This window comes from Bombella favorum (assembly GCF_014048475.1).
Classification (GTDB): domain Bacteria; phylum Pseudomonadota; class Alphaproteobacteria; order Acetobacterales; family Acetobacteraceae; genus Bombella; species Bombella favorum.
In genome coordinates this window covers 887522-902020 of sequence record NZ_NWUS01000001.1, presented here as the reverse complement: position 1 = coordinate 902020, position 14499 = coordinate 887522, and the positions used below count along the sequence as shown (strand labels likewise).

The 14499-nt window shown below is 58.5% G+C and carries 10 protein-coding genes; 1 reads left to right on the top strand and 9 read right to left on the bottom strand.

Going from position 1 to position 14499, the window contains the following annotated elements:
- Positions 1–21 precede the first annotated feature (21 nt).
- The 7 genes from CPA57_RS04035 to gltX form a co-directional block, all read right to left on the bottom strand.
- Positions 22–1908, bottom strand: a complete 1887-nt coding sequence (locus CPA57_RS04035; protein ID WP_182081525.1) for a S41 family peptidase — start codon at positions 1906–1908, stop codon at positions 22–24.
- A 178-nt stretch (positions 1909–2086) separates the two neighbouring features.
- Positions 2087–4831 (bottom strand): type I DNA topoisomerase, encoded by a 2745-nt coding sequence (topA, locus tag CPA57_RS04030; protein WP_182081827.1) that lies wholly within the window; start codon positions 4829–4831, stop codon positions 2087–2089.
- Between the two features lie 61 nt (positions 4832–4892).
- Positions 4893–6107, bottom strand: a complete 1215-nt coding sequence (dprA, locus tag CPA57_RS04025; RefSeq protein WP_326831340.1) for a DNA-processing protein DprA — start codon at positions 6105–6107, stop codon at positions 4893–4895.
- On the bottom strand, positions 6091–6726 hold the full coding sequence (plsY, locus tag CPA57_RS04020; RefSeq protein WP_077396442.1) for a glycerol-3-phosphate 1-O-acyltransferase PlsY: 636 nt from the start codon (positions 6724–6726) through the stop codon (positions 6091–6093). Before plsY ends, dprA begins: the two co-directional genes overlap by 17 nt.
- Positions 6723–8000 carry a dihydroorotase gene (locus tag CPA57_RS04015; RefSeq protein WP_182081524.1) on the bottom strand — a complete coding sequence of 426 codons (1278 nt, stop codon included), beginning with the start codon at positions 7998–8000 and terminating at the stop codon, positions 6723–6725. The genes plsY and CPA57_RS04015 overlap by 4 nt, the downstream gene beginning before the upstream one ends.
- Positions 7997–8935: an aspartate carbamoyltransferase catalytic subunit gene (locus tag CPA57_RS04010; protein ID WP_182081523.1), complete on the bottom strand. Its 939-nt coding sequence runs from the start codon at positions 8933–8935 to the stop codon at positions 7997–7999. The genes CPA57_RS04015 and CPA57_RS04010 overlap by 4 nt, the downstream gene beginning before the upstream one ends.
- A complete protein-coding gene (gltX, locus tag CPA57_RS04005; protein WP_182081522.1) occupies positions 8932–10335 on the bottom strand; it encodes a glutamate--tRNA ligase in 1404 nt (467 codons plus the stop codon). Before gltX ends, CPA57_RS04010 begins: the two co-directional genes overlap by 4 nt.
- Before the next feature lie 124 nt (positions 10336–10459).
- Here gltX and CPA57_RS04000 point away from each other — a divergent pair, with 124 nt between their 5' ends.
- The gene (locus CPA57_RS04000; RefSeq protein WP_182081521.1) at positions 10460–12673 is read left to right on the top strand and encodes a ComEC/Rec2 family competence protein; all 2214 of its coding nucleotides are present in this window, start codon (positions 10460–10462) and stop codon (positions 12671–12673) included.
- Between the two features lie 7 nt (positions 12674–12680).
- Here CPA57_RS04000 and CPA57_RS03995 read toward each other — a convergent pair whose 3' ends face one another.
- Complete coding sequence (locus CPA57_RS03995; protein WP_182081520.1) at positions 12681–13625, bottom strand: glycosyltransferase family 8 protein; 945 nt, start codon at positions 13623–13625, stop codon at positions 12681–12683.
- 98 nt (positions 13626–13723) lie between these two features.
- Entirely contained in the window at positions 13724–14422 is a 699-nt protein-coding gene (nth, locus tag CPA57_RS03990) for an endonuclease III (RefSeq protein ID WP_407647554.1), read from the bottom strand.
- Positions 14423–14499 lie beyond the last annotated feature (77 nt).

Below are 14499 nucleotides of genomic sequence, written 5' to 3'. Positions count from 1 at the left end.
TTGAGGGTGGTTGAGGAACAGCTATGGAGTAGCCAGTGCTGCCGGGTGGAGCATGCTAGTGTCCGGGAGGGGTAGGATGGCTGTGTGGTAGGCATGCGGTAGTATGAAGAGTGCGAATGTGGCGGATAGATCAGCCGGACCGGGAGGAGCAGGCGGGCAGACCTGTCTCAGGGCAAGGCGTGTCTTTTCGGGGGTATCTGCGTGGATGAGGCGGGATTGATGCAGTGTATCGGCCATAAGGGAATGTCCATCCCGGAGGGCTGTCAGTTGCTCTTGTAGAGAGAACTGCCCTTGTGGATTGGTACAGAGCTGGGGCAGTACGCCAAGTCCTTGTAAAGACCAGCCCTGAGGGGCCGTAATGCGCGCCCATGTTAAGGAGAGGTGGCCACCATTGGGCATGACGGATGAGATTTGAACCATGCCTTTGCCGAAGGTGCTGCTGCCTGTCACGACAGCCCGTTGCTGGTCGGCGAGTGCTGCGGCCAGAACCTCGGCTGCACTGCCTGTGTCTTGATCGACCAGCAGGGTCAACGGGGTATTATTGGTAAGGTCCCCTCCCTGAATGCTCCAGACATGATTAGCCTCCGCAGCTCGCCCTTCGGTTGTGGCAATCACGCCGTGATCAAGAAAAAGGGCGGCTGTCATGACGGCTTGTTGCAGGATTCCGCCGTGGTTGCCTCGCAGGTCCAACACTAGGCCGGGCAGGGGCGGTGTGGGGAGTGCTTTGGGCGAGCTGTTGTTGGGGGGGGTATCTGGCAAAAGGGTAGACAGATACTGGCTGACTTCCTCCGCTGTGCGGCTGGAGAAATGGGTGACCCGCAATATGGGATAGCGGCCTTTCCGTTCAGGAAAGACGCTTTCATCGGCCATGCGCCCACGGGTAAAACTCCGCATGAGGTGGCGACCATCTTGAGTGCGGAACTCCAACGTTACAGTACTGCCAGTAGGGCCGGTTAGCATGGACTGAAGGGTAGGGAGAGCCATCTGGCGTGTGCTTTGGTGGTCAAGACCAGTTAGGCTGTCGCCCGGTATGATTCCAGCATCCCATAGGGGACTATTGAGATTGAGTGCCGCAACAACGGGGAAATGGGCCCGTGTCCGGCGGAGGGTCAAACCAACACTTGCGGGAGGTTCGGGCGATGTCTGGTCATGTGTGACCGTGTCGGACCGGCTGGGCGGTGGTGGGGGGGATTGGTAGCGGGAATAGGGGTCTAGTCTGGCTAGCATCCCATTCAGGAAACGGTTCAGGAGGGTTTCATCGCTCATGAGCTGGAATTGGGGAACATCCCTGCGCAGAAGAGCAATGAGTTGGAGGCTCAGGTGGCTCCAGCCTGCCACATCGTCCTTATCGGGCGTATGGGTGGAGAGTAGCGGGTGATGGTCGTATAGCAGGCTCACACGGGCCGGGCTGAATATAGTCCCCGGTTGGACTGTAAAAGTAAAGCTGGCCGATAGAACTGGCCCGTGGCCTGGTGCTTTCAGGGACTGTGGGATTTCCAGCAAAGCTTGCATCCCCCAGAGGCAAAGTTCCTGTGGGGTGTGTGGTGCCAGCGTCCGGGGCAGCATGAATGTGAGGGCTGTGGATAATGTCAGCTCTGCCTGTCGGTCTTCATCGGTGAAGTCCGGAAATGCAGGAGGGGCGGGGGCAGCTGTGCTGGTGGGCGGGGTAAGGTTGGACGGCGGGGCGGGATTGGTTGCAGTTGTTAAGTGAGCTGCTTTTGCGGGCAGAGTCTCAGTCTGAGACAGGGGCACGGCATTAGAGGGGGTGACGAAACGATGGAGTAGCTGGTGCCAGAACGGATGGGCCTGCACAGGCTGTGCCGTAGCAGGGCCGGACATTAGCATACCAGAAAGGGTGACCCCAGTAAGGGCGGTGCGGATGGAACGCAAGGGGCGAACTGGCATCATGGATGCGATGGACCGGACTAATGAAGAAAAGGGAGGATGGAAAAACCGGTACGCTGCCATACTGTTTCTTTCAGAGGCAGGACCGGGCAGGGTCGAACATACCCGTTACGGACTGGAGGCGCATCGTTGCAGAAGAACGCCTCCAGTTCATTATGCCGCATTGCAGGAAGAAGGGAAATCAGAAAGGAAGGTCATCCTCGCTGATGGTTTTCTGTGGAGCATCCTTCTTGCGGGTAGTGCGTTTTGTAGTCGTGTCACTACTGGCCGTTTTTGTCGTGGTACTTTTCTTCTTCGTAGTGCTGGATGCCCCGGTCTTCGTAGCGGTTGTCTTTTTTGTAGTGCTCTTGGAGGCCGTACTCTTCTTGGTGGCGGTCTTCTTTTTAGCCGCCGTCTTTTTCGTGGCTGTCTTGCGGCCCCCCTTCAGAGGTTTCCCCTTTTCTTCCAGCAGGGTGAGGGCATCTTCTAATGTCACGTCATCCATCGAGTCCCCCTTAGGGAGGGTCGCAACGATCTGCCCGTGCTGAACATAGGGGCCAAAGCGGCCCTTACGCACCATGACTGCCTCGCCATCCTTGGGATGTGCCCCTAGCGTGCGGATGGAGGCGAGTTTTTTGGCTAGAGCATCGACCGCCCGGTTCAGCCCTATGGTTAGGACATCATCATCTTTACTAAGCGTACCATAGATGCTGCCCATCTTGACGAAAGGCCCGAAACGGCCAAGGCCGGCGGTAATCATCTCGCCCGTTTCCGGATGAGGGCCGACCTCACGGGGGAGGGAGAGCAGGCCAATGGCCTCCTTCAGGGTCAGCTCTTCTCCATTACGGTCCTTGGGAATGGTGGCCCGTTTCGGTTTAGCCTTCTTATCTTCCGGGTCCGGCTCGCCACGCTGGACATACAGCCCGTAAGGCCCGCGCCGGAGGGTGATGTCCTCACCTGTGGCAGGGTCATGGCCCAGTAGGCGCATCCCATCGGGCAGAGCTGTTTCTTCACCATTATCGACTGTTAAAGGACGGGTGACTCGACATTCCGGATAGTTGGAACAGCCAAGGAATGCACCATGCCGCCCCAGTTTGAGGCCCAGCCGTCCATCAGCGCAGGAAGGGCAACTACGTGGATCGCTGCCATCCGGACGGGTAGGGAAGAAGTGGTTGCCGAGGTCTTGATCTAGTGCATCAATAACATCGGAAATCTTCAGGTCTTTTGTTTTGGCGACCGTGGCGGAGAAGTCATGCCAGAAGGCAGACATGACATCATGCCAATCAGCTCGTCCGTCTGAAATGTCATCCAGCTGCGTTTCTAGTGAAGCGGTGAATCCCGTATCCACATAACGTTGGAAGAAGGAGGTTAGGAAGGCCGTTACCAGCCGCCCCCGATCCTCCGGGACGAAGCGGCGGGCATCAAGACGCACATAGTTGCGGTCCCGCAGAACGCTGAGGATGGAGGCATAGGTGGAGGGACGCCCGATGCCAATTTCCTCCATCTTCTTAACCAACGATGCTTCAGAATAACGGGGAGGTGGCTGGGTGAAGTGTTGCTCGGCCTCTACGGTCTTTGTGCCCAGCTGGTCGCCTTCTTTCATGCTTGGGAGGAGGCGGTTCTGGTCGTCATCGCCGCCTTTCTCCTTATCGTCATGACCTTCGATATAAAGCTTCAGAAAACCATCAAAAGCGATGATGGAGCCCGTGGCCCGTAGAAGAGTTTGCTCTTTCTCATCGCCGATGGTGATGGCCGTCTGGTCCAGTTCAGCGGATTGCATCTGGGAGGCTACGGCACGTTTCCAGATCAGTTCATAAAGTCGCTTCTGGTCGGCTGTAAGAACGGAAGCCACTGCCGCAGGTGTGCGGGCAACATCGGTGGGGCGGATAGCTTCGTGAGCTTCCTGCGCATTCTTGGCCTTTGTAGCGTAGGAGCGTGGCCTGTCCGGGCAGTAATCTTTTCCGAAAGTGGAGCCGATATGCGACCGGATGGCCTGCACGGCCTCCGAGGCCATCGTGACGCCATCAGTACGCATGTAGGTGATAAGGCCGACCGTTTCGCCGTTTAGGTCCACACCCTCATAAAGTTGCTGGGCAGTCCGCATGGTGGTCTGCGCACTCATGCCCAGCTTGCGGGAGGCTTCCTGCTGGAGAGTGGAGGTAGTGAAAGGGGGGGCCGGGTTACGGCGTGTCCGCTTCCGCTCAATCTTCCGCACGCTAAGGGCAGAGGAGCGAACAAGCTCTCGGGCTTTATGGGCTGTCTCTGCGTTGGGTAGAGCAAACTGGTCGAGCTTCTTGCCCTCCAGATGTGTCAGCTTCGCGGTGAAGTCCGCCTTTCCGGGAGTCGTGAAGAGGCCTTCCACGCTCCAATATTCTCTGGGCTTAAAGACCTCAATCTCCGCTTCCCGCTCGCAGATCAGGCGCAGGGCGACAGATTGCACACGCCCTGCACTGCGGCTCCCCGGTAGCTTACGCCAGAGGACGGGAGAAAGGGTAAAGCCCACCAGATAATCCAGCGCACGGCGTGCCAGATAGGCGTCAATCAGAGGTTGGTCGAGCGTGCGGGGGGCCTTCATCGCTGTGGCGATGGCATTTTTGGTGATCTCGTTGAAGGTGACCCGCTCGACCTCAATATTTTTGAGGAGCTTCTTCTCCTCTAGGGCGCTGCGTACATGCCACGAAATCGCCTCGCCTTCTCTATCCGGGTCGGTGGCGAGGATCAGTTTGCTAGCACCTTTGAGGGCTTTGGCAATGGTGGCAATCTGTTTGGAGCCACGCTCATCAGTCTGCCACGACATGGTAAAGTTCTCATCTGGGCGGACGCTGCCATCCTTGGGAGGAAGGTCCCGTACATGACCAAAAGAGGCGATGACGGTGTAATCGCTGCCGAGATAACGGTTGATGGTCTTTGCCTTGGCAGGGCTTTCTACAACCACAACATTCTTCACTGCCATGAGTTTTTCCCGGTCTCTGGTGTCCTGACGATAGGCTGCCTATGGCTGATGCCCGCTAGTGGAGACGTGTGATCTGTCCATCTTCATGCCGTTGGACAGCCCCGCTAATCTCCAGTTCGATGAGTATTGCCGCAACTTCTGAGATGGACAACTGACAGCGTGATGCAATCTCGTCAACAGTGGAGGGGGTATGCGCCAGCAGGGAGAGGATATTTTTTTCGTCCGATGTTCGGATATGTTCCCCCGTTGCGGAGATGTTCTGCTGGGTAGGTATGGCTGATATGGTAGGGGTAGAATCGGCCATGGGGGCAAAAAGCGATGGCTGGCGTAGGGGTGGCCTTTCCCAAGGTGCTAGCCCCTGATCCGGCAGGGGAGCATCCTCTAATGCTGCGAGAATGTCCTGAAACTGTTCGACCAGTATAGCCTGATTCTGTTTTAATAGGTCATTCCCGCCGCTGGAACGTGGGTCTCCGGGAAAGCCGGGTATGGCAAAAAGGAGTCGCCGGAAACTAAGTGCGATTCGAGCCGTGATGAGCGTGCCGGAGCGTCTGGCTGCCTCGACCAGCAGGCAACCACGGGAGAGGCCGGCAATAAGGTGGTTACGGCGTGGAAAATGCCGGGCATTGGCAGGCATACCGGGCGGATATTCCGTAATCAGACATCCTTGCTGAGCAATATCTGCCTGCAATCGGGCATGTTCGGGTGGGTAGGTGATATCCAGCCCACCGGGTAGGGCTGCGATGGTCCGACCAAAAGGAAGGGCACTACGATGGGCGGCACCATCAACCCCACGGGCAAGGCCAGATACGATGGTGAGACCGGCTTCTGCCAGACCGGTGGCAAAATCTTCGGTTAGTTTTAGAGCAGGGCCGGAGGCCTTACGGGCGCCGACAATAGCAAGGGATGGTGCTGATAGCAGCTCTGTCCTGCCCTGAGCAAAGAGCAGTACGGGAGCATTGGGTAAACCAGCCAGCAAACCTGGATAAGCGGTATCCGAGCGCAACAGATGGCAGGCCCCCTGCTTCTCCAGTCGGGCGATTTCATCTTCCATCTGTGAGGAAGAGGGTATGGCGGGTTCTGGGCGGCCGGACAGGCGGGCACGGGCAGGCAAAGCCGCAATGGCCTGTTCTGCCGTTCCGTAAAGGCCCATCAGACGGCTGAATGTAGCACTGCCGATGCCTTTTGTGCGGGCCAGCCGCAAGCGGGCAAGGCGTTCCGCTTTTGTCAGGCTGGCTTCTTGTAACGCAGCAGGATCATTTCTGCCCGACACGAGGTTCCGTTCCGCTACAAAGGCGGGCAATATTGCCGTAGTGGCGCAGAAGAATCAGCAGAGTGATCAGAGCTGCAGCAATAGGCCGTGCCGACATGATGGGCGCTAGAGAGAATGCCACCATCAGGAAAGGTGCTGCTAGAAAAGCCAGCAACGCCCCGACAGAGGAAATCTTGCTAAGGCGTACCCCAGCCAGCCAGAGGATCGTGCAGAGCAGTCCAACCGGCCAGCACATGCCCCAGAAGACACCGATCCCCGTAGCGACACCCTTGCCCCCCCGAAAGCCTAGCCAAATAGGGAAGCAATGGCCCAACACGACCGCACACCCTGCTACGGAGAGGCAGAGTGCCGTATTATGCGGCGAGAGTGCCTCTGCCAGCAGAACAGCGAGTAGCCCTTTGAAGGCATCCAGGAAAAGAGTAGCAGCAGCGAGTCCCTTACGCCCTGTTCGCAGCACATTGGTGGCCCCGATATTGCCAGAACCGATGCGCCTGATATCGCCTTGCCCACTCATTGCTGTGAGCAGGAGGCCAAACGGGATGCTACCCAGAAGATACGCCACAAGGGCGATGACGGGCAGACTGGGCGGCATGAGGGTCCAGGTCAGGATACCACTCATGAAGAGAGACCTTCAGCGGTGAAGACTTCCCTGCCGTGATGGAAGGTCCGCAAGATACGGCCTTTGAGTGTCTGGCCATCAAAGGGAGTGTTCTGCGCCCGACCGGGCAGATCACCCGCTGCAACTGTCCATTCTTCTTCAGGGTTGAAGAGGCAGAGATCGGCTGCTGCGCCGATGGTGAGTGTGCCAGCTTCCAGCCCTAGCAGACGGGCCGGGGCCACAGTGAGCAGACGCAAGGCATCCAGTAAGGGTAGGCCTGCCCGCAGTGTTACGCCAAGTAGGGTAACAAGACCGGTCCCGCCCGCACGGGCTTGTGCGAAGGGGAGACGCTTGTCATCCGCATCGGCGGGGCTGTGGTCGGAGGCGATGGCATCAATGGTACCATCGGCCAGACCGGCCAGCACAGCCTGTCGGTCCGCCTCCAGGCGCAAAGGCGGGGAGAGTTTGGCATAGGTACGGAAGTCGCCGATATCCGCTTCCGTCATAGCAAAGTAAGGCGGTGCCGTATCGCAGGTGACACGGGTTCCCCGTTTCTTAGCCTCGGCAATCAGACCAAGAGCCTCGCCAGTGGAGATATGCCCGAAATGGATGCGGGCCCCGGTCAGCTCGGCTAGGCGGAGGTCCCGGGCGACCATCATTGCCTCAGCGCAGGCGGGAATCTGCGGTAGCCCCATCTTCACAGCCTGCGGGCTAGCTGTGGCACAGCCCCCTTTGGCTAGGGACGGGTCTTCCGGGTGGAGGATGATGATTGTGTCTAGAAAGCCGGAATAAGCCAGCAGGTTGCGCATCTGCTTGGTATCGGCAATGGCACGGGCTCCATCGGTGAAGCCAACCGCTCCGGCTTTTTTCAGTAGGCCGATTTCAGCCATTTCCACACCGGCACAGCCTTTTGTCAGCGCACCGTAGGGATGGATGGAGACAAGACCTGTCTCCTCCCCACGGCGGCGGATGTAATGAACGAGTGCCGGATTATCAATGGCCGGGTCGGTATCGGGCAGCAAGGCCAGAGAGGTGATGCCTCCTGCTACGGCAGCTTGAATGCCGGAATCGATGCTTTCCCGATATTCAGCCCCCGGTTCGCCAAAGCTGGCCCGCATGTCCACAAGGCCAGGGCAGAGGACTGCCCCGTTGCCATCTACAATACGGGCGGCTTTGGGGGCTTCCTTGGGGTCGATTGCGGCAATACGGCCGTTTTCGACCAGCAGGCTTCCCTTGCCATCCCGCCCAGAGGCAGGGTCGATCAGTCGGACATTCTCAAAAAGGATACTGCTCATGCGGGATTCTTCATGCGGGAGAGACGGTCAAGCACGGCCATACGGACGGCTACGCCCATTTCGACCTGTTCGGAGATGACGCTCTGGGGCGAATCGGCAACAGCGGAAGCAATTTCCACGCCTCGGTTCATCGGGCCGGGATGCATCACCAATGCCCCCGGTTTGGCCAGTGCAAGGCGGCGGCGGTCCAGCCCGAAGAGGGAGAAATACTCCCGTGCGCTGGGAACAAGCCCGCTGCCCATACGCTCCCGCTGAACACGGAGACACATGGCGACATCCGCATCCTTCAGGGCGTCGTCAATATTGTGGTGCAGGGTGACGCCGTCCAGCGTGCCGAGGGCACCGGGAAGCAGGGTAGGAGGGCCTGCCAGATGAATGTCATTGCCCATTGCCCGCAGAAGATGAATATCCGACCGGGCCACACGGCTATGGGCGATATCCCCGCATATGGCGATTTTCAGGCCGCTCAGGCGGCCGAAATGCCGCCGGATGGTCAGGCCATCTAGCAGGGCCTGTGTGGGGTGTTCGTGCATTCCATCGCCAGCATTGACGACACTGGCTTCAACTTTCTGCGAGAGCAGGGCCGGGGCACCACTCTGGGCATGACGAACCACCAGCAGATCACAATGCATGGCATTGAGGGTGGAGGCCGTGTCCAGCAGGGTTTCCCCTTTGTTGACCGAGCTGGTGGCAACGGTCATGTTCACCACATCGGCACCCAGCCGCTTAGCGGCCAGCTCGAAGCTGGTGCGTGTGCGTGTACTGTCCTCAAAGAAGAGGTTGATGACGGTGCGGCCCTGTAGCACGTCCCGCGGTGCATTGCGGGAGCGGCTGAGCAGGGCGTAGCTTTCGGCGAGGTCCAGAAAAGGCGTGATGTCCTTTTCTGTCATGCCCTCAATGCCAAGAAGGTGGGGGATGTGGTGTGTGAGGCTCATGCGGATAGGACACTCCGGATGCGAGCGAGAACTTCATCCCGGCCCAGTGCGGCAAGGGTGAGGTCGATTCCAGGCGATGTTGTGGTGCCTGTCATGGCAGCACGGAGCGGCTGGGCAACAGCCCCCAGCTTTAGCTCATGCTCGGCAGCGAAGGCCCGCAGGGTGCTGTCGATTCCTTCAGCCGTGAAGGGCTCCAACGCAGCCAGTTTTTCTTCCAGCCCGGCCAGAACCTTCTTTCCATCCTCGCCAAGATGCTTTTCCGCCTTGGGGGTGAAGCTCAATGGCAGGCGCAGGCCGGCAAAAGAGGCGTTATCGGCAAGTTCCACAACTGTTTTGGCTCGTTCCTTTAACCCCGGCATGAGGGCAAGCACACGGGCCCGGACCGTCTCGTCATGGTTCAGATCGTCACGCTGTTCCAGACGCTGCATAACCAGAGCGGTCAGCCGTTCATCATCGGCGCGGCGCATCCAGATGCCGTTGAGGTGGCCGAGCTTGACATAGTCCATCCGGGATGGGGAGCGGCCGATGCCATCTATGTCGAAGAGTTTGATCTGTTCTTCACGGTCCAGCACTTCCGCATCGCCATGCCCCCAGCCGAGGCGCAGCAGATAGTTGCAGAGGGCTTCCGGCAGGATGCCTTCTTCACGGAAATCGACAACAGACTGGGCACCATGCCGCTTGGAGAGCTTGGCCCCATCTGGCCCATGAATAAGAGGTAGATGGGCGAATTCTGGCAGGTCCCAGCCCATGGCACGGTAGATCATGGCCTGACGGAACGTGTTCGTCAGATGGTCATCACCCCGCATGACATGCGTGATGCCCATATCGTGGTCATCCACCACCACGGCGAGCAGATAGGTCGGGGTGCCATCGGAGCGGAGCAGGATGAGGTCATCCATTTCCGCATTAGCGACACGGACTTCCCCCTGTACGAGGTCCTTGATGATGGTCTCACCATCCTTCGGAGCTTTGAGGCGGATGGCATAAGGTACGCCTTCTGGGGCTTCGGAAGGGTCACGATCACGCCATGTGCCGTCGTAGCGGGGTGGGCGTTTTTCGGCACGGGCCTTCTCACGCATGGCGGCCAGCTCTTCGGGCGTGCAGTAGCAGCGATAGGCCATGCCCTTTTCCATAAGCTGGGCAACGATCTCTGCATGACGCTCCTGCCGGCTCGCCTGAAAAACGGGTTCGCCGTCCCAATCCAGCCCCATCCATTTCAGACCGTCAAAGATAACGTCTACGGCATGTTGGGTAGAACGTTCTCGGTCCGTATCCTCAATGCGCAGGACAAATTCTCCCCCGTGATGACGGGCGAATAGATAGTTGAACAGGGCAGCACGGGCGTTGCCGATATGGAGCAGGCCGGTGGGCGAGGGAGCAAAACGGGTACGGATCTTCATGAGAAGGCCTTATAACATGCCGGGATGGGTCGGGCTATCCACTTCAATGTGTCACCATGGGCTTTATCACAGGCGGCGGCATTTATGGAATGGAGGGTAACGGTAGCGATGCAGGGAGCAGAGGATGGGGACTGGCATAGTCGGGATGGTCGCCGGGGGGGTAGCCCGGCAGGGCAGCCGCCTGACCTGTTGGCTACCTGTTGGCGTTGCTCTGGGCATTGTGGGGTATTTTTCCCTCTCAGCTGAACCTTCATGGGGATTCTGCCTGATGATGGGCGTTCTGGTCCTCATGGGGATGTCGCTGCTGGCCTGGAGCCGCCAGATGGTGGCTGTCACGGAACGGGCTGCAGGCAAACAGCTTCTGGTTCATTGTCTGGGGAGTGGATTGCTGTCGGTTGGGCTGGGTTTTCTGCTGGCGTATGGGCAGGCCGTTCGGCAACCTCCCATGCCACGTCTGCCTATGGAAGCTGTTTGGCTGGAAGGGAAACTGGCCGTGCTGGAGCCGCTTTCAGGCCGGCACGAGGGGCAGAGGTCTGGCTGGCATATCGGAGTGGATGGTGCCGTTTTTGATTCCCCTTGGTATGAAGGTATGGCCCCTCTGTCACGGCGTGTGAGTGTTACGTTTTTACCCAAAAAGGGGCAGGAGGAGAGTCTGACAGGTCTGGCGATTGGGCAGTCTGTGAGGCTACGGGCACTGTTGCGTTCGCCCTCTCCGCCGCTCTGGCCGGGCGGGTATGATGGGCAGAGGGCTGCTTGGTTTTCGGGGCGTGCCGGGGCCGGGTTGGCCCTTTCTCCCCCACGGCCTGTGACGTCCCCGCAGGGAAGCGGCTTTATTGCCCATTGGGGTGGTGGGTTGGCGCATATGCGCCAGAGAGTGGGTCAGCTTATCGAAGCCACGCTACCCGGGCAGGAAGGGGCTGTAGCAAAGGCTGTGTTATGTGGGGAGACGGGTGGCCTTTCTGCAGAGACGAGGCAGAGTTACGCAGCATCCGGTCTGGCGCATCTTCTGGCTGTGGCAGGGTTACATTTAGGGTTTGTCATGGGGCTGGTTTTTACTGTGGCCAGACGTTGCATGAGCCTATCTCAGTGTTTGTCTTCTTACTGGCCCTGCCGGGAGGTCGCCATGATGGTCTCCTTTGTCGCCGGGGTAGGCTATGTCGCATTGACGGGCCTGCATGTACCGGGGGTACGGGCGTTGGGGATGGCCGGGCTGGCTGTGCTGGCCTTGCTGCTGGGGAGGCGGGCCGTCTCCATGCGGGGGCTTGCGCTCATCTGTCTGGCACTGGAGGTCACGTCGCCTTACCTGGTGCTGGATGTATCTTTCCAGATGTCTTTTGCGGCTGTGATGGCTCTGATTGCCGGGTATGAGGCATGGCGTGGCTGGCTGTTTTGGCTGGGCGGACATAATGGGCAGAAGCCTCCGGCCCTGTGGCGGCGAGTGGCTGCCCTAGTGGCAACACTGGGTATGACATCCCTGTTAGCTGGTCTTGCGACCCTGCCCCTCAGCATGGCGTATTTCGGAGCTTTTCAGCCGTGGTTTGTCATAGCGAATCTACTAGCGGTGCCGCTGATGGGTGTGTGGGTGATGCCCTCTGGCGTGGTAGCCCTGTTGTTGATGCCTCTTGGTCTGTCTTCTGTTCCGTTGCAGGTGATGGGGCGAGGTATACGGCTTATTAGCTGGCTGGCGGGCCGTGTGGCATCTGCGCCGTTGGCTTCATGGCCGGTACCATCTTTCCCAGCATGGAGTGTGGTTCTGTTCATGTTGGGGCTGGTCGTGTTGTGCTTGTGGCAGGGCCGAGGTCGTTTGGTTGGTATTGGTGCGATGGCAGGGGCACTGGTGGCGGTCTGGCTGATTGACCGGCCTGTTATGCTTCTTGTGGAGCCAGGGCCTGTTCTGGCTATCCGGCAGGCGGGAGGGATGCGTGTGCTAGAGGGGCGGCCTGGTTCTGGGTTGGCTGTGCAGGAGATGCAGCGTGCCTTTGGCTGGAGAGCGCACAATATCGGCATACCGGATTGTGCGGCAGGTGTGTGTCATCTCCACTTGCGGGGAGATCGGGTTCTTCTGTGGCGTGGTGTGAGGGGGCCGGATGAGGTCGAGGGGGTATCATGCCGGGATGTCGTGCTGGAGGTCCGTTTGGGGGAGCAGCATCCGCTCTGTCCTTCCGTCCGGCAGCTGGGAGTAGCTGATGGGCGGCGCGAGGGTAGTTGGGCTGTTTATGATACGGGCACTGATGATGTCCGGCTTATATCGGACAGAATGGCGCAGGGAGACCGCCTTTGGTCCGATGGGGAGCAGCTTCAGCAGGTTGCGCCTTTTCCGCTAGCGCCGGCGGAGTGATCGGCTGTCAGGCTCCGCATAAGGTGCGAATCAACGGTGGAGCGATGTGGCTGAGGCGTTGCTCCAGCGTGGCAGAGAGACGGCGATAATGGCTAGCGCCGGGTAGTGTGGGGTCCTCCCACGGTTTGGCCCCTTCGGGGAATTGAATGATACAGCGTTTTAGCCGCTCGCTTTCTCGGTTTTTCTTCCAGTGTTCTGGTAAATGGAGGCAGAGATTTTCGGTCAGTTTGCCGGTCAGAAAGTTCCAGCGTTCTGGCAGGAGATGGACATGGTCGTGAAAGACCTGATTGAGAATATCCGTTCCTGGGCAGAGATAGGGGCGTGTGGCGAGGGTAAAACAGCGGTTGATTTGTGAGGGTGAGATGAACCGGGGGCGGAGCAACATCATGCCGCTGTTAAAATAGTCTTCCGGCCGGGAAAGGGATAGATGGCGGCGGGTGTAGGCGGGCAGGGTGAGGTCAGGCAGGCCAGCGGCGGGGGCATCGCCCAATAAGGTGTGAATGGGCACATTATGCTGGCGGAGAATTTGGGCCACGGGGTCCGCCACTGCGCCGATCCCTGCTTGCTGGGGAAAGCGGTTTAGAAGTGGGGCCAGCGACCCGGTAACAAGCAAGGCATTGTCCAACCAGAGAACATGGGCAGTATCCCGGAAGAGGACAGGAAGGTAGCAACGGTAGAAACATTCGTTGCGCCATCGCTGATGGGTATGTAGGCGGAGGGCCGCGGCTTTTTGTCCAACATCATGAAAAGTGAGATGGCTATGAGCCGCCTGAAACAACTCACTGATGATGAGCTGGAGAGCAGGGGCAACATTTGTATGAAGAATGTGGAAGTCGAGCTTCGTATGGGGGTTATGAGCCATGACAGACTGGATGGCACAGAGCGTGGCCCAAAGGTCTTTACCGTTTGTCCCAAAAACGATGGCCGTCTCTTCCAGTGATGGCGATTTCATGGTTTATCTCATGGTTTTATCATAGATTAATCTTGGAATGGTCTTTTATAGAGTTTTCTTATAAAATAAAGGTCTTAGTTCTGTGATTGGCTCTAGGGTCACCGTTTGGGTGGTATTTTGTTCTTGTCTTTGAAGAGGCACCATTCTGTAACGGGACAGCGCCAACATTCCGGTGTGCGGGCCTTGCAGACATAACGGCCATGAAGGATAAGCCAGTGATGGGCCGGGCGGAGCATCTCCTTGGGGATGCGGCGTACCAGCTCATCTTCCACGGCACGGACGGTTTTGCCCGGGGCAAGACCTGTACGGTTGCCAAGGCGGAAAATATGGGTATCCACAGCCATGGTTGGTTGGTCAAAGGCGATGTTGAGGACGACATTAGCCGTTTTCCGGCCTACGCCGGGCAGGGCCTCCAACGCTTCACGGCTATCGGGTACCTGACCGTTGTGCTTTTCCAGCAGCTGCTGGCAGAGTAAGGCCACGTTATGGGCTTTGGAACGCCAAAGCCCTATGGTGCGGATATGTTGAGCGATGCCATCCTCACCTAATGCGGCCATGCTGGCGGGATCGGGGGCTTCCTCATAAAGGGCACGAGTGGCCTTGTTGACGGAAACATCCGTTGCTTGTGCCGAAAGCACAACGCTGACAAGCAGCTCGAAGGTGTTGTTGTAGATCAGTTCGCTGCGGGCATCAGGGTGCGCTTTGTCCAGCGCATTGAGGAACGCCCGGACGGCTTTCAGGCTCATGCGGGGCTGGGTTTTTGTCGTGCGTGTGCGGGGTGTGCTGGAAGAAGCCATAAGGAATGGATGGTCCGGCCATTGTGGGAAAATTCTGTCTGTTCCTAAGGGGAGTTGGGTTTTTCTTCAAGCGGCGG

What these genes read in the sequence shown, in the direction of transcription:
- CPA57_RS04015 (WP_182081524.1), bottom strand. Translation starts at nt 8,000, where the DNA reads ATGAGCAGTATCCTTTTTGAGAATGTCCGACTGATCGACCCTGCCTCT.
- CPA57_RS03995 (WP_182081520.1), bottom strand. Translation starts at nt 13,625, where the DNA reads ATGAAATCGCCATCACTGGAAGAGACGGCCATCGTTTTTGGGACAAAC.
- CPA57_RS04010 (WP_182081523.1), bottom strand. Translation starts at nt 8,935, where the DNA reads ATGAGCCTCACACACCACATCCCCCACCTTCTTGGCATTGAGGGCATG.
- CPA57_RS04000 (WP_182081521.1), top strand. Translation starts at nt 10,460, where the DNA reads ATGGGGACTGGCATAGTCGGGATGGTCGCCGGGGGGGTAGCCCGGCAG.
- nth (WP_407647554.1), bottom strand. Translation starts at nt 14,422, where the DNA reads ATGGCTTCTTCCAGCACACCCCGCACACGCACGACAAAAACCCAGCCC.
- plsY (WP_077396442.1), bottom strand. Translation starts at nt 6,726, where the DNA reads ATGAGTGGTATCCTGACCTGGACCCTCATGCCGCCCAGTCTGCCCGTC.
- CPA57_RS04035 (WP_182081525.1), bottom strand. Translation starts at nt 1,908, where the DNA reads ATGATGCCAGTTCGCCCCTTGCGTTCCATCCGCACCGCCCTTACTGGG.
- gltX (WP_182081522.1), bottom strand. Translation starts at nt 10,335, where the DNA reads ATGAAGATCCGTACCCGTTTTGCTCCCTCGCCCACCGGCCTGCTCCAT.